Below are 22,793 nucleotides of genomic sequence, written 5' to 3'. Positions count from 1 at the left end.
CCGACTATCCCGAACGCCCGCCCGCCGGCCTTGGCGTCGGGCGCCAGTCAGGCGGTGCCAATTCGAAGCTGGAAAACACGAAGGCCGGCGCCACGGTGCACCCGACCAGCGTGTATTCGCCAAGGCTCGTCGCGGTCTGCCACCAGCCCGCGGGCACGGTGAATTGCGGCTCTTCCCGAAGCGCGAAGTTGGAGCCCAGTCGATGCGCCGACGCGTCGTGGCCGTTCGGCGAAACGGTCAGGACCAGGGGCGCGCCGGCATACCAATGCCAAGTCTCGGCAGCATCCGTGACGCGATGCCAGGCCGAGGTCTCGCCGACCTTCAGGAGATAATAGATCGACGTCGAACGCGCCCGCCCGTCCGCGTCCGTCGCCGTATCGCGGAAAACCTCGCGAAACCAGCCACCTTCCGGATGCTGCTCCAGCTTCAGGTGATCGATGATGACATCCGCAGCGCCTGCCATCAGTACTGGTCCCGCCGCTTGCGCATGACGGCGAAGACCTCGATCGGATCCGTGTCGAGCATCTCCAGTTCACCCTTCAGGATCGGGTCGTCGGCGCGCAGGAACGGATTGGTCAGCCTTTCGGTGCCGAGCAGAACGGGCAGCGTCGGCTGGCCCTCCTCGCGCAGTCGCTCGACCTCGGCGATGCGGTTGCGTAGCGCCGTGTTGCCCGGATCGATCGCCACCGCGCATTTGGCGTTGGTGGCGGTGTATTCGTGCCCGCAATAGAGCATGGTCTCATCCGGCAGGGCGCGGAGCCGCTGGAGCGAGGACCAGAGCATCGCCGCGTCGCCCTCGAACAGCCGGCCGCAGCCGAGCGAGAACAGGGCGTCGGCCGCGAACAGCGCCTTGGCTTCGGGCAGGTAGTAGGAGATCTCGCCCAGCGTATGGCCAGGCGTGTCGATCACCTCGACCCGGATGCCGCCGACGTCGAGCACGTCGCCCCCCTTGGCCGCCCGGTCGAGCCCCGGAATCCGATCCTGCTCTTTTTCCGGCCCGATGATGGTCGCTCCATAGGCCTGTTTCAGCGCTTCGTTGGCCGCGACATGGTCGCCGTGATGATGCGTGGTGAGAATATGGGTCAGCGTCCAGCCCGTCTCGTCCAATACGGCACGGATCGGCCGTTCCTCGGGGGCGTCGATGGAAATCGTCGTGCCGGTCTGCGGATCGTGAACCAGAACGCCAAAATTGTCGCTGCGGCACATGAATTGCCGGATTTCGATCTCGCTCATGAAAGTCCTCTCTGACATGCCGCGTCGCTGATGTAGGGCGCGCGACGGCGGGAATAAACCGGTTCGAGCGGATGGGAGCGGGTTCGGCGCCTCAAGCGAGCCCCGACTTTATGATTCGATCATCGCCGCGTTATAGAAGGCGGGAGGAAACACGAGGCCGCCCGCAAGCCTGGATCATGAACGCCGATATCATCGACCTGCGCGAGTTCTACCTCTCCCCCCTGGGGCTTGCCGCACAGCGCGCCGTGCAGGCCGCGCTGACGTCGGTCTGGCAGCCGATCACCGACGAGCGGCTGGTTGGGCTGGGCTATACCCTGCCCTATCTCGACCGCTTCGCGAGCGACGCCGAACGCGCCTTTGCCTTCATGCCCGCCGCCCAGGGCGCGGTGAAGTGGCCGGCGGGGCTCTGCTCCCTGACGGCAATGGTCGATGGCGAGGATCTGCCGCTGCCCGATTCCTCGGTCGATCGCATCCTGATGGTCCATGCCCTGGAATTCGCGGAAAACCCGAACCAGCTTTTGACGGAGGCGTGGCGTGTCCTGGCGCCGAGCGGCGAGCTCGTGGTGGTGGTGCCCAACCGGCGCGGCGTGTGGAGCCGTTTCGAGCACACCCCCTTCGGCTCGGGCCGGCCATGGTCGCGCGGCCAGCTCCTGAACCTGATGCGCGAGACCATGTTCACGGCCTGCTCGGTGTCGGAGGCTCTCCTGTTTCCGCCGTTCAAGCGCCGGTCGCTGCTCGGCCTCGCCGGAGCGATGGAGCGCTATGGCCGTGACGCCTGGCCGATCTTTTCCGGCGTCGTCGTCGTCGAGGCGAAGAAGCAGATCTATCGTGGCATCCCGGTCGCCGATGCACGGCGCGAGCGCCAACGCATCCGCACGCCCGTGCTGGTGCCGCAAGGTTTGCCGTCCTAGCGTCGCGCCACTCTGGCGACGCCGCCCTCCGCGCCCTACTTTGTCGGTATTCCCGAAGTTATCGAAAGGCGAAGAGCGATGGACAAGCGCATCCTCGGACGCGACCTCGAAGTCTCGACCATGGGTCTCGGCTGCATGGGCATGTCGGAATTCTACGGCGCCGGCGACGAGCAGGAATCGACGGCCGTCCTTCATCGGGCGATCGAACTCGGCGTCACCTTCTTCGACACCGCCGACATGTACGGCAGCGGTCACAACGAAGAGCTCGTGGGCAAGGCGCTGTCGCCCCACCGGGACGACGTCATCATCGCCACGAAGTTCGGCAATGTTCGCGGCCCGAACGGCGAGCGTCTCGGCGTCAACGGAAGACCCGATTATGTCAAAAGCGCTTGCGAGGCGAGCCTGAAGCGCCTCGGCATCGAGATGATCGACCTCTACTACCAGCACCGTGTCGATCCAGAGACGCCGATCGAGGACACGGTCGGCGCCATGGCGGATCTGGTGAAGCAAGGCAAGGTCCGCCATCTCGGACTGTCCGAAGCCGCGCCGGAGACCATCCGCCGTGCTCACGCAGTCCATCCGATCACCGCCGTTCAGACCGAATACTCGCTGTGGACCCGCGACGTGGAGGATACGATCCTGCCGACGCTGCGCGAACTCGGCATCGGCTTCGTGCCCTATTCGCCGCTCGGCCGCGGCTTCCTCACGGGCCGCTTCAAGACGCCCGACGATCTGCCCGAAGGCGATTTCCGCAAGGCCAATCCGCGCTTTTCGGGCGAGAACTTCCAAAAGAACCTCGATCTGGTCGCCAAGGTCGAGGCGATCGCCAACGATAAAGGCGCAACGGCCTCGCAGGTCGCCCTCGCCTGGGTTCTGGCGCAAGGGCCGGACATCGTGCCGATCCCCGGCACCAAGCGGGTGACATATCTGGAGGACAACGTCCGAGCCGACGCCGTCATGCTGTCCGCGGACGAGATCGCCGCGCTCGACGCGGCCTTCCCGCAGGGCGCAGCCGCCGGCACGCGTTATCCCGAAGCGGCGATGAAGATGCTGGGGCTGTAGAAGACGAAATCAGATCGTTGGCAGGAGGATGCTCTCCCCTCACCGCTTCAGCACGAACACCGCCTGCTGGCCGAAGACGTTCCAGAAGGCCCAGGGCATCCGCATGCCCATCTTCTGACCGGTCGCATTGAGCGCGATCGCCGTCTCGACCTCGGCGCCCAGCTCCTTGGCCAAAGCGACGAAGTCGCGGATCGTGCAGAAGTGGATGTTGGGCGTGTCGTACCAGGCATGCGACAGGTTCTTCGTCACCGGCATTTGCCCGCGAATGCCGAGCGACAGACGGATCGACCAGTGCCCGAAATTGGGGAAGGATACGATCGCCCGCTGGCCGATCCTCAGCAGCTCCTGGAGCACCGTCCGCGGATTGCGGGTCGCCTGGATCGTCTGCGACAGGACGACGAAGTCAAAAGCGTCGTCCGGATAGTGCACGAGGTCGGCATCGGCGTCGCCCTGGATGACCGAAAGCCCACGCGCCACGCATTCGTTGACGCCCTGCTGGCTCAGCTCGATGCCGCGCCCGTCGACGTCGCGCCGCGTCTCCAACAGCGCCAGCAGCGAGCCGTCGCCGCAGCCGATGTCGAGCACGCGGGCCCCCGGCGTCACCAGATCGGCGATGACGCGGAGATCGACGCGCGATGCCGCCGTGTTGGCGAGGCTCTGTGTTGCGGAAACAGGGCTATCCACCGCTCTAGAGCCCCCTCGCCCGCGCCGCCGACGAGATGAACCCGTCGATCGCCGCGAAGAATACCGGCTCGTCGAGCAGGAAGGCATCGTGACCTCGGTCCGTCTCGACCTCGACGAAGGAGACCGATGCCGCAGCGGCGTTGAGCGCATGCACCACAGCGCGGTTCTCCTCTGTGGGAAACAGCCAGTCGCTCGAAAAAGACACGAGGCAGAACCGCGTCTTTGTGTTGCGGAAGGCCGCGGCCAGACGGCCGTCGAAGTCCGCCGCGATGTCGAAATAGTTCATCGCGCGCGTCAGATAGAGATACGAGTTGGCGTCGAAGCGGTCGACGAAGGTCATTCCCTGGTGGCGCAGATAGCTCTCGATCTGAAAGTCCGCCTCGAAGCCGAAGCCGAAAGCCTCGCGATCCTGAAGTTCGCGACCGAATTTCCGCTGCAGCGCCGCTTCCGACAAATAGGTGACGTGCGCGGCCATGCGCGCCACCGCGAGCCCCTTGTGCGGACGAACGCCCTCGACGATGTAGCGTCCGCCGCGCCAGTCCGGATCGGCCATGACGGCTTGGCGTCCGACCTCGTCAAAACCGATGTTCTGGGAGGTGTGCCGGGCGCCGGTGGCGATCGGCAGCGCCGCGAAGACGCGCTCGGGATAGCTCACGGTCCATTGCAGCACCTGCATGCCGCCCATCGAGCCGCCGATGACGGCGAACAGGGTCTCGATGCCGAGCCGGTCGATCAGCATGGCCTGGGCGCGCACCATATCGCGAATGGTGATGACCGGCAGGTCGAGCGCATAAGGCTCGCCAGTCGCCGGATCGACCGAAGCCGGGCCGGAAGAGCCCATACAGCCGCCGATCACGTTGGAGCAGATGACGAAGTATTTCGAGGTGTCGATCGGCTTGCCTTCGCCGATCAGCGTCGACCACCAGCCCGGCCGGCCCGTCACCGGATTGGTGTTGGCGGCATGCTGGTCGCCGGTCAGCGCATGACAGACCAGAATGGCGTTGGACTTGTCGGCGTTCAGCTTGCCGTAGGTGTTGTAGGCGACCTGGAACGGCGCCAGATCGCGGCCGGCGTCGAGGCTCAGCGGCTCGTCGGTCCCGAACACGGCGACAGGGCTCGACGGATGGTTGGCCTCTCGGCTGCCCAGCGCCGGCAACACAGTCTGCTTGGTGGCGTCGATGGTCATGGCATTCCAGCCGGTCTCTCGTCTTCGCGGGCAGCGCCCAGGCTACCGCGCTGGATATAAACGCTCGGCCGCGTCGTTGCCAACCGCATGGCTCGCGCGAAAGCTGCATCGCCACACCGCGGAGGCCGAATAGTGGGCATCGGCGTCGCCGGACGCCCTCGACATCTCTGTCGTTGGGAGCTATCCGGCTCGGTGGACCCGCTCCAAAGCCAAACGGGCCCGATCTTCGACCCGTCGTGAAGGAACTGTTTCATGGGCAGCGAGACCCTGCGCCCGACGCCGATCAAGGGTGTGCTCGATATCGACACCTACGTGCCGGGGAAGGACAAGGTCCCGGCCGGCGTCAAGCTCCACAAGCTGTCGTCCAACGAGACGCCGCTCGGTCCGTCGCCGCAGGCGCGCGAGGCCTATCTCAAGGCTGCCGAGCGGCTGGAATACTATCCCGACGGTCAGGCGATCGCGCTCAAGCAGGCGATTGCCGAGACTCAGGGGCTCAACCCGGCCAACATTCTGTGCGGCAACGGCTCGGACGAACTGCTGGGCCTGCTCTGCGCCGTCTATCTGGCGCCGGGCGACGAAGCGATCCACACCGAGCACGGATTTCTCGTCTACCACATCCAGATCCTGGCGCGTGGCGCCACGCCGGTGGTCGTCAAGGAGCGCGAGGCGCGCGCCGACGTCGATGCGATCCTGGCCGCAGTAACCGAACGCACCAGGATCGTCTTCCTCGCCAACCCGAACAACCCGACCGGCACCTATCTGCCGTTCGACGAGATCCGCCGCCTCCAGGCCGGCCTGCCGAAGAACGTGCTGCTGGTGCTCGACGCGGCCTATGCCGAATATGTCCGGCGCAACGACTACGCGGCCGGCATCGAACTGGTCGCCTCGGCGGAGAACGTCGTGATGACGCGCACCTTCTCCAAGGTGCACGGCCTGGCGGCGCTGCGCATCGGCTGGATGTACGCGCCGGAGGCCGTGGTCGGCGCGCTCGACCGGGTGCGCGGTCCCTTCAACCTCAACGCCGCGGCGATCGCGGCGGGAGCGGCCGCCCTGCGCGACCGGGGGCATGTCGAAGCGTCGGTGGAACACAACGGCCGCTGGCTTGGCTGGCTGACCGAAGAATTGACCGGGCTTGGCCTGACGGTGACGCCGAGCGTCGCCAACTTCGTCCTCATCCATTTCCCGGATAAGCCCGGCAAGACCGCCCCGGAGGCCGACGCCCACCTGACCGCGCGCGGCTTCGTGCTGCGGCGCGTGACCGGCTACGGCTTTCCCAACGCGCTCAGAATGACCGTGGGCACGGAAGAGGCCAATCGCGGCGTGGTGGCCGCCCTTTCGGATTTCCTGAAGGCATAGGCATGACCGAGGCAGAACCGCTCTTCGACAAGGTGGCGCTGATCGGTATCGGCCTGATCGGCTCTTCCATCGCGCTCAACATCCGCCGTCACGGTCTCGCCCGCCACGTCGCCATCGCGACACGTCGCGCCGAGACGCTGGCCCGCGCGGAAGAGCTCGGCCTGGGCGACAGCTATACGCTGAGCGCGGCCGAGGCCAGCGCGGACGCCGACCTGGTGATCCTGTGCGTGCCGGTGGGCGCCTGCGGCGCCGTCGCCGCCGAGATTGCCGGCGTGCTGAAGCCTGGCGCGATCATCTCCGACGTCGGCTCGGTCAAGGGTTCGGTGATCGCCCAGATGCGACCGCACCTGCCGGCTCACGTCCACTTCGTGCCGGCCCATCCCATCGCCGGCACAGAGGAGTCCGGCCCCGACGCCGGCTTCGCCGCGCTGTTCGAAAACCGCTGGACGATCCTGACCCCGGTCGAGGGCACCGATCCGCAGGCCTCCGATCGGCTGAAACGCTTCTGGGAAGGCTGCGGCGCCATGGTCGAGGTGATGACCGCCGAGCACCACGATCTGGTGCTGGCCATCGTCAGCCACGTGCCGCATCTCATTGCCTACAACATCGTCGGCACCGCGGCGGACCTGGAAACCGTCACCCGCTCGGAGGTGATCAAGTTCTCGGCCTCGGGCTTCCGCGACTTCACCCGCATCGCGGCATCCGATCCGACCATGTGGCGCGACGTCTTCCTCAACAATCGCGAGGCGGTGCTGGAAATGCTGGCGCGCTTCTCGGAGGATCTGTCGTCGCTGCAGCGAGCCATCCGCTGGGGCGACGGCGACGCGCTGTTCGAGCTGTTCACCCGCACGCGGGCCATCCGCCGTGGCATCATCGAGGCCGGCCAGGACACCGCCGCGCCCGACTTCGGCCGCCATCCCGCGCACAAGGACGACGGCAAGGCCTGACCCGTTCAGCGCAGCGACGGAATACGCCCGAGCGGGATGATGCCGACCGAGGCCATGCCATCGCGCACGGTGATCGGCAGAACGCGCTGGCCCTCGTCGTTGCTGCCGGCCAGTTGCAGCGTCGCGGCGATGCTGTCGGCGAGATCGGCAGCCTGCGGCGCCGCCGCCTTGATCACATTGGCGATCTTTGCCGGATCGCCCACCGCCAAGCGGAAATCACCGGATATCGCGCCCTCGTCCGACACAGAGAACGGCCCCGACACCGAGAGGTCGGCATCCTCGTCCGTCACCACCGCAAGGCGGGCCTGGCGGATTTCACCCGTCCGGCCGAGCAGGCTCGGCCGTTCGCCGCTTCCATTCCCGCCCCGGCGCAGCCAATCCGCCGCGCCGTGCACCGAAACGTCAACGGCGAGATCGAGCGGCGGCAGAGTGGCGGCATTCGGCGCGGAAAATTTGAGAGCCTGATCAGCCAGGGCGATGTCGAGATCCTCGTCACGCGCCTGCGCATGGAACTCCAGATGATCGGATTGCGCCACGGGCGAGCGGTCGCCGGCCGGCCGAGCCAAGGCAACCTGCGGCGAATCCAGGACTATCGAGACGCGGCTCAGGCCATCGATCCACGCCTCGACGCTCGCCCGCGCGCTCTGCCAGTCGAAATCCATCGGTGGCGCACCCGCGCCAGCAAGACGGACCGGCGCCTTCAGCTCGAAAAACGCATGGCCGGGGGCGTAGAATTGCGCCGCGGTGCTCGCTCCGGCGGCCGCCACTCGAAGGTCGCGGTTCGGCGCGTCGACGCTTAACGCCTCGCAGCGAACGCCCATCTGCAGCGGATAGCCGAAGACGTCGCGTCCGTCGCAGGCGACCGATATGCCCGCCTCGGCCGCGCGGCGCACCAGGTCGTCGACGGCGCGGTCGACGCGCCGGGCCAGGACGAACCAGCCGGCGGTGAACAACACCGCCAGTACGAGCACGACGATCATGGCGATGAAGGCGAACGTCCGGCCCCGCCTCTTCCCTCGCGCCTCGACAACGGTCATAGAGTTCGTCCCGCTTTCGTTTCGGCCCCGTCCCCGCAAGGCACCGCATCGCCATGAATGATTTCTGGGTCTTTGGCTATGGCTCGCTCATATGGCAGCCGGGTTTCGCCTACGAGGATCGGATCAAGGGGCGGCTGGCGGGCTATCATCGGTCGCTGTGCATCTGGTCGCATATCTATCGCGGCACGCCGGAGCGGCCTGGCCTGGTTTTTGGGCTGGATCGTGGCGGCTCCTGCGTCGGCATGGCGTTTCGGGTAAAGCCCGAGGAGCGCGAAGCCGTCACCGCGTATCTGCGTGCCCGCGAATTGGTGACCAACGTCTATCGCGAGCTGACGCTGCCGGTCCGTCTCAATGACGGCCGGTCGGTCCGTGCCCTGGTCTATGTCGTCGACCAAGGCCACTCGCAATATGCCGGACGGATCAGCGCCGAGCACGCGGCCGAAATCGTCGCGCGATCGCACGGTCAGGCAGGGCCGAATCGCGACTACGTGGTCAATGCGCTGCACGAAATCCGCGCCTTTGGCCTGAAGGACGGGTGGCTGGAGCAGGTGGTGGCCCGGCTGTAGCCCCCGCCGTCAGCCGGCCTCGGCGGAGGCTTTCAGGGGGTCAGCCAGCCGGGCGCTCACCTCCGGGCTCACCGGCAGGTCGGGTTGGTCCCGATAGGCCTCGCGCAGCAGGTCCACCGACCGGCCTTCGATCGCCTGCCGCAACCGCGACAGGAAGACATCGCGCTCCAGTCCCGGCTGAATGGGCGGCAGGAAGGCCGCCACGACGGTGCCGGGTCGGCGAATGAACTGGCGGCGTGGCCAATAGAGCCCGGAGTTCAGTGCCACCGGCACGACGGGCAGCGCCAGTTCGCGATAGAGCCGAAAGACGCCGGAGCGATAGCCGGGGTCTGCACCGGGCGCCGTGCGCGTTCCCTCCGGGAAGATCACGATCTGGCGCCCGTCGGCAACGGCCTCTCTCGCCTTCTTCAGCATCTCCGGAATAGCCGCACCGCCGCGGCCTCGCTCGACCGGGATCATCTTCAGCCGCCCCGCGAACCAGCCGAAGAACGGAATGAGCATCAGCTCCCGCTTGAGGATGAACGTGGGCTTGTCGAGCTCGGGCACCAGCGCGACGATATCCCAGAACGACTGATGCTTGGACGCGACGATCGCGGGGCCGGCCGGAATATTCTCGCGCCCGATCATCTTCGCGTCGAGCCCGGCGACGTGGCGCAAGAGCCAGAGGCTCGAGCGCGCCCAGTTCTTCAGGAACCGCCAGGTCAGCCGCTCGGGCACGACGAAGAAGATCGGCGACAGGACCAGCAGCTGCCCGATCAGGTTCAGATAGAAGAGCGCGTTGAAGACGAGCGAGCGCAGCGTGGTCATCGGTGGCGTGTCGGTCCTCTTGGGCCGGCCGGGAATGGCCGGGCAACGATCGGCGTCGCTCTCTTAGTGCAAATCCAGCGGAAGGAAAAACCGTTTGTCCGTCCAGATCGACGTTCGGCCAGGGGTCTTGCGCAGCGAAATTGAAAAAATCCCCGCGCTAAGGCGTCGCGGATCAGCCCTGGCCGAGGCCGGCGATACGCTCGTCGACAGGGCGCGTGGGCTGGTAGCCGGTGAACGAGCGCGCCTTGGCCGCGAGAAACTTGAGATACTCCATCGCCAGCACGCGCAAACCGATGGATGTCGGCACGCGATCCTTCGTCCAGAAGTCCTCGCGCGCCACCGGATAGGGCTGGATCGCCGGCATCAGCGGCGTGCGATCGAACTCGAGCAGCGAGCGCGGCATGTGATAGTCGCTAGTGACGAGAATCAGGCTCTGCAGGCCGCGCTGATGGGCCCAGGCGGCAGCCATCTCGGCGTTGCCGATCGTGTTGAGCGCCGCGCGGTCGATGTCGATGCAGCACTCGAACCACGACGGATCGGTCGCCGTCAGCCGCGACAGCGCCCTGGCGCTGGTGCCGCGATTGACGCCGCTGATCAGCAGCCGCCGCGCCTTGCCGTTCTTGAGCAGGTCGATGGCGCTTTCCAGGCGCATCGCTCCCCCGGTCAGGACGACGATGCCATCGGCAGGTCCGGTGTCCGCAGGTATCGAGAGATTGGAGACGTCCTCCATGAACCGAAGGAATCCGCCAACGACATAGCCGCCCGCCAAGAGGAGCAGGATGAACACCGCCAAGGTGCCTCGGCGAAGCCATCGCCAGAAGGACGAAGGCCGCCGCTTGGCGCCGTCGGGCAAATCTTCGGCGCATTCCTTGTCGGCAGACAGACGCGACGTTGCGATCGTCATGAGATCACCCTTGACCGACGCCAAGAGTGGCGGCGCGGGCGAAAGCGCCGCCTGCAAGCCAGAAATCGCAACGGGGCCTCATCCTTCAGCCCTCCACCGGAGAAATCATGTCGATCAGCGCCAACTGACGCATGACCGTTATTCGTGACGTCAATGCAGTGAGGCCCGCTACGGTTGCGGCGACCACGATCACACCGACATAGCCGCGCCAGCCGATGGAGAACGAACCGAACAGCGCGCTAATCTGGTCGGCCTCCGGCGTCGCCTGATTGTTGGCGGTCCAGCGACCCATGACGGCGAACAGGACCAGCGTGGTCGCTCCGCCGATCAGCGCTCCGACCAGCCCGAGGCGCAAAAAGTGGCGCTGGAACTCGCCCGCGATGAAGCTGGATCTGGCCCCGACGAAATGCAGCACCTCGACCACATGGCGATTGCCGGACATGGCACCGCGCGTGGCAAAGACGACGGTCAGCACCGTAGCGGTCAGCACCAGCGCGAGGATCGACAGGCCGACGAGAACGGTGGCATGCGCCATCGCCACCAGCCGCGACACCCAGGCGCGATGATCGTCGAGGCTAGCTTGCGGCACCGCCGCCTCGATCTGTGCTTTCAAAGCCGCAAAATCCGGCGGCGCGTCCTCGTCTATGGAAACGACCACGAGGCGCGGCACCGGCAATTCGTCGAGATCCAGGTCGTCGCCCAGCCAAGGCTCCAACAGGCGCGAAGTCGCGCCGTCATCGAGAACGCTGGCATTGCTGACGCCCGGCGTCGCCAGAAGAATCGTCTGGACCTGGGTCAGCGCGGAAGCCATGTCCAAGCCTTCTTCCGGCAGGATTTGCACGGTCATCTCGCGCGAGATCTGGCTCTGCCACTCGGCGGCGGTGTCGGCGACCAGCGTCACGGCTCCAAGCGTGAGGCTCGCCAGGAAGGTCATGATGCCGATCACCGTCATCAAGGCGCGGCCGGCGACGTTGGCGGGCGGCACGATCGGCGCCGACCGGCTGCGTCCGGCAGTCCGCCGGGAGATTTGCATCAGCCAGCGCTGCAGCCGATCGCGCGGATTGAACGTCCGCAAGGCGTCAATCATAGACCGCAAGCCTCCCCTCCGAGAGGATCAGCCGCCGGGCCTCCACCTGGTCCATCAGGGCGAGATCGTGCGTGGCGATCACCACCGCCGTGCCGGACCGATTGAGCTCGAGGAAAAGGCGCAGGATTCGCCGGGCCAGCGGCGGGTCGACGTTGCCGGTCGGCTCGTCCGCCAGCAGGATGTCGGGCCGGTCGATCAGTGCGCGGGCGATCGCGGCGCGCTGCTTCTCGCCGCCCGACAGCACCACGGGCAGCGCGTTCATCCGATCGCCAAGGCCGACCCAGCGGATCAGATCGATGACATCGCGGCGGTATTCGGCTTCCTCCTTGCCGCGTACGCGCAGCGGCAGCGCGACGTTCTCGTAGGTCGTCAGGTGATCGAGCAGACGGAAGTCCTGGAACACCACGCCGATTCGGCGCCGGATCATCGGCAGATCGGCGCGCGACAACGTCGAGACGTCCTTGCCCAGGATGGTGATCAAGCCTCGGGTCGGCTTCAGCGCGAGAAACAGCATGCGCAGCAGGCTGGTCTTGCCGGCGCCCGACGGTCCGGTCAGAAACTGAAAGGACTGCGGCCAGATCTGAAAACTGAGGTCGCGCAGCACTTCCGGTCCCATGTCATAGCGCAAGCCGACATTCTCGAAACGTACCACCGACACCCCTCGCCCGTCGTTTGGAACACTCACTCAATGACGTGAGACTTTGTCGTTTTCACGCCGTCCCGGTCGCACGGAACCAGCGGTAAACTCTTAGTTAACCATAAGTCGTTACCAATTTCTGAACAGCCAACCCTGGAGGGGCGTCATGGCAGGATTGGGCAGTACCGCGGAACCGATGCGCCGCCGCGACGACGGTAAATTCCGGCGGAATCGATCCGTCGTCATCGACGGAACCGCGACGCTGGTCTCGCGGCGCGTGGGCAAGCCCGCCAACGACGATCCGGCGACGGTCGGGCCGCTTCAGATCCGCCCGCGAACCACCCGCTCCGAGGCCGCCGAATCCATGCTTCCCCAGCGGCAGCTTGTGCCCGTCGCAGGATTCATCTTCCAGGAGGTGCCCACCTCCGTGTTGGCGTCCGTCAACCCGGCGCGCCATCGGCGTCCGGCATCTCGCCGGTCTTGGCCGTCGATGGACCGCACCATCGCAGTCGGTGTCGCGGCGGCTGCCTGCCTCGTGATCGCCACCGCCTTTGCCGCGGCGATCTGGTCCGGACGCTCCGAGACCGCGAGCCTTCCCCTCGCCTCCTCATCACGCGGGCTCGTCATCACCGAGGCCACCGCCGCGATCGAGCCGCGGGGCGATGGTGACGTGTTGTCGGTCGAAGGGTTGATCCGGAACACGTCCGGCTCGGCCGAGACCGTGCCCCCGATCCTCATCGCGCTTTACGACAAGGGCGGGCAAAGCCTCGGCACCCGTCCGATGGCCTCCGCGGTCTCGACCCTCGATCCGGGCGACGAAATCCGCTTTCGCTCCTTCGTCGCGGTGGAAAACGGCACCAGCGGCGACATCGCGATCGGCTTCCGGCGCCAATAGGACGTCGCCCAGGCCCGTTCCGCGCCGATCGGTACCCGCCGTCGAAATCCCGGTGACAAGCATCGGCTTCAGGCCTCGATGTGCTATTAGGATTTGAAGTCCGCGCCGGTATCTGCCATGGCGACGGACAGAACAATTCCATCACATCAGGACCTGCAATGATCACCGTGGCCGGCAGACGGATCGAGACCGTTTTTTCCGAAGAGCAGATCGCCGCCGAAGTGAGCCGTCTGGCCAAGGAGATTGCGGTCAAGAAGCCGGAAAATCTGCTGGTCATCGCCGTATTGAAAGGCTCCTTCGTGTTCGCCGCCGACCTGATCCGGGCGATGCACGGTGCGGGCCTTGCCCCGGAGGTCGAGTTCATCTCGCTGTCGAGCTACGGCGCTGGAACCGAAGGCGGTCCGGTGCGCGTGCTGCGCGACATCGAGAGCGAGGTGAAGGGGCGCAACGTGCTGCTGATCGACGACATCCTGGAATCGGGACGAACCGTCGGCTATGCGCGCGAACTGATGGTCTCGCGCGAAGCCGCGCAGGTCGAGCTGGCCGTGCTCCTGGACAAGAGCGGACGCCGCCAGCACGCCATCGAGGCCGACTATGTCGGCTTCGAATGCCCGGACGCTTTCGTCGTCGGCTACGGCATGGATGTCGGCCACGCCCTGCGCGAACTGCCCTTCGTCGGCCGCGTCGTCGAATAGCTCGCGGGCGGGCGGGATGCGTGATCACGCCGAGTCACGAACCCGCTCCAACCGCTTGTTCTAAAATCAGGATCCTGTTGCCCCGCACAGGATTTCCGGATTGCGGACGGTCGTCTGTCGCGTGTCCGGGCGATCCCACATGCGCTCGAGCAGCCGCGCGCATTGCTGCTCCCGATCGTAGCCGAGCAGGACGCCGAGAATGAAGTCCTCCTCTGCTGTCAGGTGGCACAGCGGCTTGGTCACGAGGGTGCGCACGGTTTCCACCAGCAGCGGCTTCCCGAAGAACAGATTGGCCTTGGTGCCCGACGCGGTGTGCACATGATAGTCGACCGCATCGGCCATCAGCCGCTCCAGCAGCCTCGGCAACTCGACCTCCTCGACGGTGATCATGAAAAGGGGGCGCACCCCCTTCTTGAACTCGTACAGCGAGTGGCTGAGGATGCGTCTGGCAATGGAAATCAGGGGAGCTGGCTGGTCCAAGCGGCGATCCTGTTCGTGCTCATGGAGCTTTGATTATCTTGATCGAGGGCCAGGCCGACGAAGACGCCGTCGCGGACCGCCAGGGAGTCCTCGAACTCGTAGCCGTCGGTGGCGGTCTGGCCGATGATCTCGGCCTGCTTTTCGATCAGTTCGTCGTAGAGAATGCCGATCGCATCGACGAACGTGTCCGGATAGCCCATCTGATCACCGAGCCCGAACAGGGCGACCTTCTTGCCCTCCAGATTGGCCGCGCGCAGCGTGTCCAGAGCCGCGTCCCAGTCGTCCTGCAGGGTCCCGTCGCCATAGGTCGGCACGCCCAGGACCAGGAGGTCGCAATTCTCAAACTCGGCGACGGTCACGCGTTTGACGTCGAAGACCTCGGCATCAAGCTTCGCGGCGATCTTCTTGGCGATCCCTCGCGTCGCGCCGCTGTCCGATCCGTAGATGACGTGTTTGGTCATGAGAGCATTACTTCCCCTTCTATTGGCCCTGGGGCCGTCCGCTGCAAAACGCATTGGTGGGTGGACAAAGGCCCTGAATGGTCGAACTCTCGCACCGTCGGCGCAGCCGGCACGGCGGCGCAGCCTTGCCGGCGCTCGCAGGCTCCGTCAGCAAACCGGGCACTTCGTCTCCTGATCGAACACGCCGACGCGCTTTGCCGTCACCGGAGGCGCGCTCACAAAAACATGATGAATAGGATCATGTTTTATGAAGACCGTCCACTGTGCGCGACGAGCAGATAAGGCGATGTCCGTGGGACAGATTGACGCAGTCGCTTCGACCTAGATATCGGTTGGCAGCACGCGGTCCGGCGGGCGATGACCGTCCATCAACGTGCGGATGTTGAGAATCACCTTCTCGCCCATGTCGAGGCGAGCCTCGATCGTCGACGAGCCCATATGCGGCAGCACCACCACCTTGCCTTGCGCGGCGAGCTTCAGAAGCTTGCGGTTGGGCACCGGCTCGCCTTCGAAGACATCGAGACCGGCGCCGGCGATCTGGCCGGCCGAGATCCTCTGCACCAAGGCGGTCTCGTCGATGATGTCGCCGCGCGCCGTGTTGACGATGAAGGCATGGCTCTGAACCAGCGACAGCCGCCTGGCCGAGAGCAGGTGGTAGTTGGCCGGCGTCGAGGGGCAGTTGATGGAGATGATGTCCATGCGGGCGAGCATCTGGTCGAGGCTTTCCCAGTAGGTCGCGCCCAACTCGGCCTCGGTATGGGCGCTGACCCGCCGGCGGTTGTGGTAATGGATCGAAAGGCCGAACGCCTTGGCGCGGCGGGCGACCGCCGTGCCGATCCGGCCCATGCCGATGATCCCCAGCTTCTTGCCCCGGATGCGGCGGCCGAGCATCCAGGTCGGAGACCAGCCCAGCCAGCACTCGTCTTCGGACAGGTGTCCTGCCCCCTCGACCAGCCGGCGCGGCACCGCCAGGATCAGCGCCATGGTCATGTCGGCGGTGTCCTCGTTGAGAACGTCCGGCGTATTGGTGACGAAGATGCCCTTGGAGAATGCCGCATCGACGTCGATGTTGTCGACGCCGTTGCCGTAATTGGCGATGAGCTTCAGCTGCGGTCCCGCCAGTTCGATGACGGCGCGGTCGATGCGGTCCGTCACGGTGGGCACCAGCACGTCGGCGGTGCGAACCGCCGCAACCAGTTCCGGCTGCGTGAAGGGACGGTCGGTCTGGTTGGGACGGACGTCGAAGAGTTCCGCCATACGCGTTTCGATCGCGTCGGGCAGCTTGCGGGTGATGACGACCGTCGGCTTCTTTTTCTCCGTCATCGGGCGCATCCCTCGAAAGTCATCATTAACCAAGTCGAACAATAATCGGATCGTTGGCAGGGAGGTCTTTCCTAGCAGAGGGCGCTTCGGCCCGGAAGGACATGCCTCCTGCCGCATTGCGGCCGACCGGCCAACCGACCTCGCTCGTACCCTGCCGAATCCGCGCGAGGCACGAACTGTAAGGTCGGCACCGTTCTATGGAGTTCGAGATGCCCTTTGCCATCGCCGTCAAGCGCCCCATTCTCGCAGCCGTCGCCGCGCTGATCGCGATGTCCGCGCCGCTGGCGGGCGCCGGCGCGGCAGGGTCGGGCGGCACCGGCCTGCCGCTGCCGCGCTATGTCTCGCTGAAGGCCGAACGCGTCAACATGCGCGTCGGGCCGGGCACGGAGTACGCCGTTTCCTGGCTGTACCTCAAGCGCGGCTTGCCCATGGAGGTCGTCCAGGAATACGATCTCTGGCGCCGGGTGCGCGACAGCGAAGGCACCGAGGGCTGGGTCTACCACTCGCTGCTAAGCGGCGACCGCACCGCCGAAGCCGCCCCGTGGTTGAAGGGCAAGGAAGCCACCATCGACGTCCGCGCCCAGGCCAGCGAGGACAGCACGCTGATCGCCCAGATGCAGCCCGGCGTCGTGTCGAAGGTCGACACCTGCGGGCTCGGCTGGTGCGAGATCGAGGTCGCCGGACGCACCGGCTATGTCCACCAGCACGAGATCTGGGGCGTCTACCCGGACGAGCAGTTTTAGGCACGCCCGGGCGCTCGGCGCGAGGGCACGTCACCGGTCATCGATCGCAACCGCAAAATGGGAGGCGATCTAGCTCGTTTGAGGACGCCAGTTCTGGCTGTCCAGCGCCGTGCGTGTGCGCCAGCGGAGAATCTCGTCGATCATCAGGTTCTTCTGCCCCTGATGGCTCGGCTCGTCCCAAAGGTTGCGGACCTCCCGAGGGTCGGCCTCGAGGTCGAAGAGCTGGCCCTCGTCGCTGTCGACGAAATGAACGAGCTTCCAGCGATGATCGCGGATCATCGTCATGCATTCCGTCGACTTCAGGATGGCATCGCGCGCATGTTCCGAAAAGACGTAGCGGCGGCTGCCCTCTCCCTCTCCGGTGATAAGCGGCAGCAGTGAGCGCGCCTGCATCCAGGACGGCGGGGTGATGCCGGCGAGCTCCAGAATGGTCGGGCCCCAGTCCATCAGCTCCGCCAGGTCGTCGACCTGACGGCCGCCGGCCGTCAGTCCCGGCCCCCAGATCACCGCCGGCACATGGACGGTCTGCTCGTACATGTTCCATTTCTGGCTGTGGCCGTGGTCGTTGAGACAGTCGCCATGATCGGAGGTGAAGATGACGATGGTGTCGTCGAGCACGCCGCGCCGATCCAGCGTCGCGATCAGATGGCCGATCTGCGCGTCGATCATGGTGACGTTGGCAAAATAGTGCCGGCGCTGGCGCAGCACCTGCTCATCCGTCGGATCGGGTAGATGCACCACAGCGTCGTGATCCTGCTCCCAATGCTCGCGGCGCAGATCCTTCAGCGGCTGCGGCTGGCTCGCCTGTTCGGCCTCGTCGAGGATCGGCAGGGGCACGTCGCGATCCGCATAGAGCGCCAGGGCATCCGGCGTCGGATCATAGGGCGGGTGCGGCCCCGGAATGCCGATCTCCAGGAAGAACGGCTCCTCACCCGTATAGCTGTCGAGCCAGTGGCAGGCGAGATCGCCGACGAAATTGTCGGAGTGCATGTCCTCCGGCAGCTCCCAGACAAAGGCACCCAGGCGGTCGCGATAGTCCGCCCGGCGCCGGTAGGTGACACGGCTCGGCTTCTCCAGCCCCCGCGCCCAGAGCGCCTTGTCCCAGTTGTCCAGGAAATAGGGCAGACTGGGATGGGCCCGGTCCTTGTTCTCGGTCACATGGCGTTCGTGGAACCCGAACGACTGCTCGTAGGGGAAGGTGTGCATCTTGCCGATATTGACGCATCGATAGCCGGCGTCCGCCAGGCACTCGACCCAGGACCAGGTCCAGCGGTCGTCATTGCGCAGCACGCCGTTGGTGTGCGGATAGAGCCCTGTGAACAGGCTCGCGCGCGACGGGGCGCAGGACGGCGCGGTGACGAACATCTGCCGGAAAGCCACACCCTCGCGCACCATGCGGTCGAGATTGGGCGTGATCATGTGCGGAAAGCCCAGCGCGGCGATCGTATCGAAGCGCTGCTGGTCGGTGATGACGAGGACGATATTGGGACGCGGCGAAGTCATGGCGTTTGCGGAGCCTGGCAGGAGTTGTGGCGGCGTTCGATGATCATGCGCTTCAGCCCTTCACCGCGCCGCCCAGCGATTGAACGATATACCGGTTGGCGAGAACCAGCACGGGTAGGATCGGCAGAGTGAGCGCGATGCTCGCCACGGCGATGGAGCCCCAGTCGACGCTGGCGTAGGAGACGAAGTTCATCACCGCGACCGGAGCCGTCATCGTGCCGGTTCTGGTGATGACCAGGGCGAAAAAGAAGTCGTTCCAGGCGAGCAGGAAGCCGAGCACGGCGGCGGCGACCACGCCGGGCCGCGCCGCCGGCAGAACGACGAGGAGCAGGGTCTTCCACAGCGGCGCACCGTCCATCAACGCCGCCTCGACCAGTTCGTCCGGGATCTGGTTGAACGAGGTCCACATCGACCAGACCACGAAGGGCAGCGTCAAGGACATGTAGGCGAAGATCAGGCCGGCATAGGAGTCGATCAGGCCGGCCTTGATGTAGATGAGAAAGAGCGGGATGACGAAACCCACCGGCGGTGCCATCCTCAGCAGCAACAGCATCCAGGACGCCAGGAATTTTCCCGATATCCGGCTTTTCGACAGCGCAAACGCCGCTGGCACGCCGATGATCATGGCAAGCAGCGTCGAACTGCCGGCGGTGACGAAGCTGTTCCACAGCGCGCGCGGAAAATCCGATCCCGCGATCGAGCGCAGATTGTCGAGCGTCAAAGCCCCCGGCGATTCCCAGATCGGCTCAAACAGTTCGCGGGCCGGACGGAACGACAGGAGGATAGCCCAGATCATCGGCAGCAGCGTGAACGCCAGGAAGATCGCCATCATCGCGATGCCGGCGCCGCGCTTGACCTTGTAGGCCGTCGACGGGTCACGCATGGCCGACCCTCGCGTTGACCCGCGCGATATAGAAGCTGACCGCTGCGGCGAAGAGGAACAGGAAGACGGCAATCGCCGCGCCGTAGCCGACATTCGAGTTCTGAAACGTCTGGACGTAGGCATAGTAGTTCGTCGCCTGCGTCGCCCGGCCCGGCCCGCCATTGGTCATGACGAAAATCAGCGGGAAATGCTTCAGCGTCTCGATGAAGCGGAACAGCGCGACCATCAGCAGCGCAGGCGTCAAGAGCGGCAGCGTGATCAGGAAGAAGGCCTTCACCTGGGTTGCCCCGTCCAGCGCCGCCGCCTCGTCGAGTTCGGACGAGATCCCCTGCAGCGCCGCCAGCACGATGAGCATGACGAACGGATAGCTCGCCCAGGTATCGGCGACGACAATGGCGGCGATCGCGCCCCACTGCGTGGTCAGGAAGGCCGGAACCGTGATCCCGAAGAGATCGAAGAAGGCGTTGATCGGCGACAGGGTCGGCGTGAACAGCGACAGCCAGATCAGCGCCACGGCGACGGCCGGCACGGCGAAGGGGACCACGAAGATGCCCCGCGCCCAACGCCAGCGCGGCACGATCTTGTCGAGGCCGACCGCGATCGCCGTGCCGAGCACCACCTGCGCGACGACGCCGAAGCCGCTCAGCGCCGCCATGACGTAGACCGACTCGACGAACCGACGATCGCTCAGAAGCTTGATGAAGTTCTGGATGCCGATCCGCCCGCTCCAGCCACGCACGAGATGAAAGTCGCTGAGCGACAGAGCGAACATGCCGATCAGCGGCAGGATCGCGAACAGCGCCACCGCCACGACAGCGGGGATCAGCATGGTCAGATAGATGCGCTCGAGCTCCGCCGAGGCGCCCACTCGTTTCATAGTCTGCTCCGATTGGAAAAAGAGCGCCCGACGAGGCATTTCGTCGGGCGCAATCGGAAGGTCAGTTGCCGAGGATGTCGTTCATTTCATCCTCGGCCGCCTCGAGCGCCTCTTCGGGCGACATCAAGCCGTTGACGGCCGCGTTGACGTTGTCGCCGACCGCGGCGCCGATCTCGGGCCAGGTCGGGATGAGCGGCCGATAGCTGCCGCTGGCGAGATCGAGCGCCTCGACCCGGAGCCTCAGGAAGTCCGGCTGGATCGCCGCATACTTCTCTTTGATCTCCGGGTTGTCGGCGAGCGAGGCCCGCGTAAAGTCCGGATAGGGTTCGGCGAGCGCGATCTTGGTGAGCGTCTCGGCGCTGGTCGCCCATTCGATGAACTTGAACGAGGCTTCCGGATCCTTGGCGCTGGCGGGCACGCCCAGGCCATGCACGGCGATCGCCGGCGAACGGCCGGCTGGACCACCCGGCGGCAGCGCGATCGCCATCTTGTCGGCGACCTGGCTCTTTTCCGGATCGACCACCTGGCTGACGATCGACGTGCCGTCGACCATCATCGCGACCTTGCCGGCCTGGACCGCGGCCGCGACTTCGTTGAAGTTGAAGTTGCCGACGCCCTCCGGCCCGTAGTCGTTCATCAGCGTCGAATAGACCTGCAGCGCCTTGAGGTTCTCAGGCGAGTTGATCGCCGGCGTCAGATCGTCGGGGTAGTTGGCGAAGAACTTGCCGCCATAGGCCCGCATGATCATCGGAAAGACGAACATGTTGAAGCCCTGGCCGGGCGCCACGCGCATGGCGATCGCTGCGGTGTCGTCGCTGTCGATGGCCTTGGCGACCTCCAGCATCTCGTCCCAGGTCTCGGGGACCTTCTGGCCGGCCTCCTCCAGGATGTCCCTGCGGTAAGCCATCAGCCCGGTCTCGGCGAAGAACGGCACGGCCCACAGGTCGCCCTTCACCTCATAGGCGTCGAGCGGCCCTTTGAGGATGTCGTCCTTGTCCTCGATGCCGTTGATCTGGTCGGTTAGCGGTGTCAGCCAGCCGGCCTCGACCCAGCGTTGGACTTGGATCACCGGCGTGTGCACCACGTCGATATCGCCCGTGCCGCCGGTAAAGGACAGGGTGATGCGGCTTTCGAAGACATCCTGGCCGACGACGTCGATATTGGCCTTGATGCCGGTCTCGTCCTCGAAGTCCTGCGCGAGCTTCTGCAGCCCTTGCGTATAGGGCATCGAGAACAGAAGCACGTTGATCGTCTTCTCCTGCGCCAGGGCCGTGCCCGAATACAACGCCGTGGCGCCGGCCAGCGCCGAGATCAACAAGGTCCGTCGTGTGGTCAATGGCATTCTTCTCCTCCCAGTGATGAACGCCCGGCTGCCTATCCTCCGCGGCCGGGTGCGGCATGAAATTTGGGCGGGCGCCGCCGGGCCGTCTGTTCGGCGGCGACCAGCGCCATCAGGCGCTCGCGCGCGACGCGCAAGGCCTCCTCATAGGCGGCGACGTGCGCCGCCTCGTCGGCCACGGGTCGTACCGGCTCCGCGATCGACAGAAGATGCAGAAAGCCGCCGTCCGGATCGCTGATCACTGTTGCAAAGCGGCGGATGCCTACGTGGTTGCCGGCGAAATCGTAATCGAAGTCGACGCCGCTCGTGGCGGCGATGCGCTCCAGCGCAGCTTTCTCAGGCAGCCAGGTGATGTCTCGGCCGGATCGGTAGCCGGTATCGTAGAAGCCTTCGGTGTAGAAGCGCGCCGCCAGTTCGTCCGGGTCCACGCGGCTCAGATAGAGCCGTGCCATCGCGTCCAACTCATAGAGGCTTCGACGAAAGCCGGTATTGGCGCGGATCACCACGGAGGGATCCGGATGTTCGGTCTTCGAGTGCCAGAGCAGTTCGTGCCCTGCCGCGACCACGACCTCGGACGAAACACCGAGCTGCGCGGTGATGGCATGGGTGATGCGATCGAGCTCCGCCAGATAGGGCTCGGACATCGGTACGTTGCGGTCCAGCCGGAAATTCCGCACGCAATATTTCTCGCTGGTGCGGAACAGATACCCCCACTCCGAAAGCGACCGGATGATCCGATGCAGCGTCGCCGGAGAGAGATGGCAGTCGCGCGCGATGTCGACCTGCTTCACCGGACCGGGCCCTGCTGCCATCAGATATTCCAGCACCTGAAGCGTCCTCTCGGTGGGGTTCATCGGCTGCATGACGCGACGTTTTCAAAATTGGAATTCTGGTCTATCATATATGGATTTTCCGTCAACCCGCCGACCGGCTCTTCCAGGGCTCCGAACTCAAATGACATTGGGTGACGGGTTGCGCAGAGACTGATTCCATGGCGGCGGTTGATTCGAGGAGCCGCCGCCATGTCGCCTACTGCCGATGCCCTGGGCGCCAAGTCGCGTCTGGCTGTTCTGCTGGAGCATTTCGGCGAGATCGAGGATCCGCGCGACGTCCGGCGGATTTATCATCCATTGCCGGAGATCCTGCTCCTCGTCGTCTGCGGGTCGATGGCCGACTG

The 22,793-nt window shown here is 65.5% G+C and carries 26 protein-coding genes; 9 read left to right on the top strand and 17 right to left on the bottom strand.

The window, feature by feature from the left end; genetic code table 11:
* Window positions 1-4 precede the first annotated feature (4 nt).
* Both SMD10_RS06940 and gloB read right to left on the bottom strand, forming a co-directional pair.
* Window positions 5-463, bottom strand: coding sequence for a cupin domain-containing protein (locus SMD10_RS06940; protein ID WP_331684939.1), 459 nt, complete (start codon window positions 461-463; stop codon window positions 5-7).
* Window positions 463-1,233 (bottom strand): hydroxyacylglutathione hydrolase, encoded by a 771-nt coding sequence (gene gloB / locus SMD10_RS06935; protein ID WP_331684938.1) that lies wholly within the window; start codon window positions 1,231-1,233, stop codon window positions 463-465. The genes SMD10_RS06940 and gloB overlap by 1 nt, the downstream gene beginning before the upstream one ends.
* Window positions 1,234-1,409: 176 nt before the next feature.
* On the opposite strand from gloB, the gene SMD10_RS06930 reads away from it, so the two are divergent.
* Together SMD10_RS06930 and SMD10_RS06925 are read left to right on the top strand one after the other, a co-directional pair.
* Window positions 1,410-2,144, top strand: a complete 735-nt coding sequence (locus tag SMD10_RS06930; RefSeq protein ID WP_331684937.1) for a class I SAM-dependent methyltransferase — start codon at window positions 1,410-1,412, stop codon at window positions 2,142-2,144.
* A 78-nt stretch (window positions 2,145-2,222) separates the two neighbouring features.
* Entirely contained in the window at window positions 2,223-3,206 is a 984-nt protein-coding gene (locus tag SMD10_RS06925; protein WP_331684936.1) for an aldo/keto reductase, read from the top strand.
* A 39-nt stretch (window positions 3,207-3,245) separates the two neighbouring features.
* Here SMD10_RS06925 and metW read toward each other — a convergent pair whose 3' ends face one another.
* Window positions 3,246-3,890 (bottom strand): methionine biosynthesis protein MetW, encoded by a 645-nt coding sequence (gene metW / locus SMD10_RS06920; protein WP_331684935.1) that lies wholly within the window; start codon window positions 3,888-3,890, stop codon window positions 3,246-3,248.
* A gap of 4 nt (window positions 3,891-3,894) precedes the next feature.
* Window positions 3,895-5,076 (bottom strand): homoserine O-acetyltransferase MetX, encoded by a 1,182-nt coding sequence (gene metX / locus SMD10_RS06915; RefSeq protein WP_331684934.1) that lies wholly within the window; start codon window positions 5,074-5,076, stop codon window positions 3,895-3,897.
* 252 nt (window positions 5,077-5,328) lie between these two features.
* Between metX and hisC the strand changes: the two genes are divergently transcribed.
* Together hisC and SMD10_RS06905 are read left to right on the top strand one after the other, a co-directional pair.
* A complete protein-coding gene (gene hisC, locus SMD10_RS06910) occupies window positions 5,329-6,432 on the top strand; it encodes a histidinol-phosphate transaminase (protein WP_331684933.1) in 1,104 nt (367 codons plus the stop codon).
* A 2-nt stretch (window positions 6,433-6,434) separates the two neighbouring features.
* Window positions 6,435-7,379 carry a prephenate/arogenate dehydrogenase family protein gene (locus SMD10_RS06905; RefSeq protein WP_331684932.1) on the top strand — a complete coding sequence of 315 codons (945 nt, stop codon included), beginning with the start codon at window positions 6,435-6,437 and terminating at the stop codon, window positions 7,377-7,379.
* A 5-nt stretch (window positions 7,380-7,384) separates the two neighbouring features.
* Here SMD10_RS06905 and SMD10_RS06900 read toward each other — a convergent pair whose 3' ends face one another.
* On the bottom strand, window positions 7,385-8,416 hold the full coding sequence (locus SMD10_RS06900) for a DUF2125 domain-containing protein (protein WP_331684931.1): 1,032 nt from the start codon (window positions 8,414-8,416) through the stop codon (window positions 7,385-7,387).
* Between the two features lie 53 nt (window positions 8,417-8,469).
* Here SMD10_RS06900 and SMD10_RS06895 point away from each other — a divergent pair, with 53 nt between their 5' ends.
* Window positions 8,470-8,982 (top strand): gamma-glutamylcyclotransferase, encoded by a 513-nt coding sequence (locus tag SMD10_RS06895; protein ID WP_331684930.1) that lies wholly within the window; start codon window positions 8,470-8,472, stop codon window positions 8,980-8,982.
* 9 nt (window positions 8,983-8,991) lie between these two features.
* Here SMD10_RS06895 and SMD10_RS06890 read toward each other — a convergent pair whose 3' ends face one another.
* The 4 genes from SMD10_RS06890 to ftsE form a co-directional block, all read right to left on the bottom strand.
* Window positions 8,992-9,789, bottom strand: coding sequence for a lysophospholipid acyltransferase family protein (locus tag SMD10_RS06890; RefSeq protein WP_331684929.1), 798 nt, complete (start codon window positions 9,787-9,789; stop codon window positions 8,992-8,994).
* Window positions 9,790-9,961: 172 nt separating this feature from the next.
* Window positions 9,962-10,693, bottom strand: a complete 732-nt coding sequence (locus SMD10_RS06885; protein WP_331684928.1) for a YdcF family protein — start codon at window positions 10,691-10,693, stop codon at window positions 9,962-9,964.
* A gap of 85 nt (window positions 10,694-10,778) precedes the next feature.
* The gene (locus SMD10_RS06880; protein WP_331684927.1) at window positions 10,779-11,780 is read right to left on the bottom strand and encodes a cell division protein FtsX; all 1,002 of its coding nucleotides are present in this window, start codon (window positions 11,778-11,780) and stop codon (window positions 10,779-10,781) included.
* The gene (gene ftsE, locus SMD10_RS06875; RefSeq protein ID WP_331684926.1) at window positions 11,773-12,432 is read right to left on the bottom strand and encodes a cell division ATP-binding protein FtsE; all 660 of its coding nucleotides are present in this window, start codon (window positions 12,430-12,432) and stop codon (window positions 11,773-11,775) included. The genes SMD10_RS06880 and ftsE overlap by 8 nt, the downstream gene beginning before the upstream one ends.
* A gap of 151 nt (window positions 12,433-12,583) precedes the next feature.
* Here ftsE and SMD10_RS06870 point away from each other — a divergent pair, with 151 nt between their 5' ends.
* A complete protein-coding gene (locus SMD10_RS06870) occupies window positions 12,584-13,312 on the top strand; it encodes an FxLYD domain-containing protein (RefSeq protein WP_331684925.1) in 729 nt (242 codons plus the stop codon).
* Window positions 13,313-13,470: 158 nt separating this feature from the next.
* On the top strand, window positions 13,471-14,007 hold the full coding sequence (gene hpt / locus SMD10_RS06865; protein ID WP_331684924.1) for a hypoxanthine phosphoribosyltransferase: 537 nt from the start codon (window positions 13,471-13,473) through the stop codon (window positions 14,005-14,007).
* A 66-nt stretch (window positions 14,008-14,073) separates the two neighbouring features.
* Here hpt and SMD10_RS06860 read toward each other — a convergent pair whose 3' ends face one another.
* The 3 genes from SMD10_RS06860 to SMD10_RS06850 form a co-directional block, all read right to left on the bottom strand.
* The gene (locus tag SMD10_RS06860; RefSeq protein ID WP_331684923.1) at window positions 14,074-14,487 is read right to left on the bottom strand and encodes a DUF2023 family protein; all 414 of its coding nucleotides are present in this window, start codon (window positions 14,485-14,487) and stop codon (window positions 14,074-14,076) included.
* Window positions 14,466-14,948: a flavodoxin FldA gene (fldA, locus tag SMD10_RS06855; protein WP_331684922.1), complete on the bottom strand. Its 483-nt coding sequence runs from the start codon at window positions 14,946-14,948 to the stop codon at window positions 14,466-14,468. Before fldA ends, SMD10_RS06860 begins: the two co-directional genes overlap by 22 nt.
* Before the next feature lie 321 nt (window positions 14,949-15,269).
* A complete protein-coding gene (locus SMD10_RS06850; RefSeq protein WP_331684921.1) occupies window positions 15,270-16,271 on the bottom strand; it encodes a 2-hydroxyacid dehydrogenase in 1,002 nt (333 codons plus the stop codon).
* A 209-nt stretch (window positions 16,272-16,480) separates the two neighbouring features.
* Here SMD10_RS06850 and SMD10_RS06845 point away from each other — a divergent pair, with 209 nt between their 5' ends.
* Window positions 16,481-17,014 (top strand): SH3 domain-containing protein, encoded by a 534-nt coding sequence (locus tag SMD10_RS06845; protein ID WP_331684920.1) that lies wholly within the window; start codon window positions 16,481-16,483, stop codon window positions 17,012-17,014.
* Window positions 17,015-17,083: 69 nt separating this feature from the next.
* Here SMD10_RS06845 and SMD10_RS06840 read toward each other — a convergent pair whose 3' ends face one another.
* From SMD10_RS06840 to SMD10_RS06820, 5 genes are all read right to left on the bottom strand, one after another.
* Complete coding sequence (locus SMD10_RS06840) at window positions 17,084-18,517, bottom strand: sulfatase family protein (protein WP_331684919.1); 1,434 nt, start codon at window positions 18,515-18,517, stop codon at window positions 17,084-17,086.
* Between the two features lie 52 nt (window positions 18,518-18,569).
* Window positions 18,570-19,400: a carbohydrate ABC transporter permease gene (locus tag SMD10_RS06835; RefSeq protein ID WP_331684918.1), complete on the bottom strand. Its 831-nt coding sequence runs from the start codon at window positions 19,398-19,400 to the stop codon at window positions 18,570-18,572.
* A complete protein-coding gene (locus SMD10_RS06830) occupies window positions 19,393-20,277 on the bottom strand; it encodes a carbohydrate ABC transporter permease (RefSeq protein WP_331684917.1) in 885 nt (294 codons plus the stop codon). The genes SMD10_RS06835 and SMD10_RS06830 overlap by 8 nt, the downstream gene beginning before the upstream one ends.
* Before the next feature lie 61 nt (window positions 20,278-20,338).
* The gene (locus tag SMD10_RS06825) at window positions 20,339-21,619 is read right to left on the bottom strand and encodes an ABC transporter substrate-binding protein (protein WP_331684916.1); all 1,281 of its coding nucleotides are present in this window, start codon (window positions 21,617-21,619) and stop codon (window positions 20,339-20,341) included.
* A gap of 32 nt (window positions 21,620-21,651) precedes the next feature.
* Complete coding sequence (locus SMD10_RS06820; RefSeq protein WP_331685071.1) at window positions 21,652-22,470, bottom strand: helix-turn-helix domain-containing protein; 819 nt, start codon at window positions 22,468-22,470, stop codon at window positions 21,652-21,654.
* A 168-nt stretch (window positions 22,471-22,638) separates the two neighbouring features.
* Between SMD10_RS06820 and SMD10_RS06815 the strand changes: the two genes are divergently transcribed.
* Window positions 22,639-22,793: transposase family protein (locus SMD10_RS06815; protein ID WP_331685070.1), on the top strand; the 155-nt coding region annotated here is incomplete at its 3' end.

Origin of the sequence: Consotaella aegiceratis (assembly GCF_036541425.1) — a bacterium.
In the GTDB taxonomy this organism is placed as follows: Bacteria; Pseudomonadota; Alphaproteobacteria; order Rhizobiales; family Rhizobiaceae; genus Consotaella; species Consotaella aegiceratis.
This window is presented reverse-complemented; position numbering and strand designations above follow the sequence as displayed.

Bases quoted from the DNA above. Each gene is read 5' to 3' on its own strand.
- SMD10_RS06940 (WP_331684939.1), bottom strand. From the start codon at position 463: ATGGCAGGCGCTGCGGATGTCATCATCGATCACCTGAAGCTGGAGCAG.
- gloB (WP_331684938.1), bottom strand. From the start codon at position 1,233: ATGAGCGAGATCGAAATCCGGCAATTCATGTGCCGCAGCGACAATTTT.
- SMD10_RS06930 (WP_331684937.1), top strand. From the start codon at position 1,410: ATGAACGCCGATATCATCGACCTGCGCGAGTTCTACCTCTCCCCCCTG.
- SMD10_RS06925 (WP_331684936.1), top strand. From the start codon at position 2,223: ATGGACAAGCGCATCCTCGGACGCGACCTCGAAGTCTCGACCATGGGT.
- metX (WP_331684934.1), bottom strand. From the start codon at position 5,076: ATGACCATCGACGCCACCAAGCAGACTGTGTTGCCGGCGCTGGGCAGC.
- hisC (WP_331684933.1), top strand. From the start codon at position 5,329: ATGGGCAGCGAGACCCTGCGCCCGACGCCGATCAAGGGTGTGCTCGAT.
- SMD10_RS06905 (WP_331684932.1), top strand. From the start codon at position 6,435: ATGACCGAGGCAGAACCGCTCTTCGACAAGGTGGCGCTGATCGGTATC.
- SMD10_RS06900 (WP_331684931.1), bottom strand. From the start codon at position 8,416: ATGACCGTTGTCGAGGCGCGAGGGAAGAGGCGGGGCCGGACGTTCGCC.
- SMD10_RS06895 (WP_331684930.1), top strand. From the start codon at position 8,470: ATGAATGATTTCTGGGTCTTTGGCTATGGCTCGCTCATATGGCAGCCG.
- SMD10_RS06890 (WP_331684929.1), bottom strand. From the start codon at position 9,789: ATGACCACGCTGCGCTCGCTCGTCTTCAACGCGCTCTTCTATCTGAAC.
- SMD10_RS06885 (WP_331684928.1), bottom strand. From the start codon at position 10,693: ATGACGATCGCAACGTCGCGTCTGTCTGCCGACAAGGAATGCGCCGAA.
- SMD10_RS06880 (WP_331684927.1), bottom strand. From the start codon at position 11,780: ATGATTGACGCCTTGCGGACGTTCAATCCGCGCGATCGGCTGCAGCGC.
- SMD10_RS06870 (WP_331684925.1), top strand. From the start codon at position 12,584: ATGGCAGGATTGGGCAGTACCGCGGAACCGATGCGCCGCCGCGACGAC.
- hpt (WP_331684924.1), top strand. From the start codon at position 13,471: ATGATCACCGTGGCCGGCAGACGGATCGAGACCGTTTTTTCCGAAGAG.
- fldA (WP_331684922.1), bottom strand. From the start codon at position 14,948: ATGACCAAACACGTCATCTACGGATCGGACAGCGGCGCGACGCGAGGG.
- SMD10_RS06850 (WP_331684921.1), bottom strand. From the start codon at position 16,271: ATGACGGAGAAAAAGAAGCCGACGGTCGTCATCACCCGCAAGCTGCCC.
- SMD10_RS06845 (WP_331684920.1), top strand. From the start codon at position 16,481: ATGCCCTTTGCCATCGCCGTCAAGCGCCCCATTCTCGCAGCCGTCGCC.
- SMD10_RS06840 (WP_331684919.1), bottom strand. From the start codon at position 18,517: ATGACTTCGCCGCGTCCCAATATCGTCCTCGTCATCACCGACCAGCAG.
- SMD10_RS06835 (WP_331684918.1), bottom strand. From the start codon at position 19,400: ATGCGTGACCCGTCGACGGCCTACAAGGTCAAGCGCGGCGCCGGCATC.
- SMD10_RS06830 (WP_331684917.1), bottom strand. From the start codon at position 20,277: ATGAAACGAGTGGGCGCCTCGGCGGAGCTCGAGCGCATCTATCTGACC.
- SMD10_RS06825 (WP_331684916.1), bottom strand. From the start codon at position 21,619: ATGCCATTGACCACACGACGGACCTTGTTGATCTCGGCGCTGGCCGGC.
- SMD10_RS06820 (WP_331685071.1), bottom strand. From the start codon at position 22,470: ATGAACCCCACCGAGAGGACGCTTCAGGTGCTGGAATATCTGATGGCA.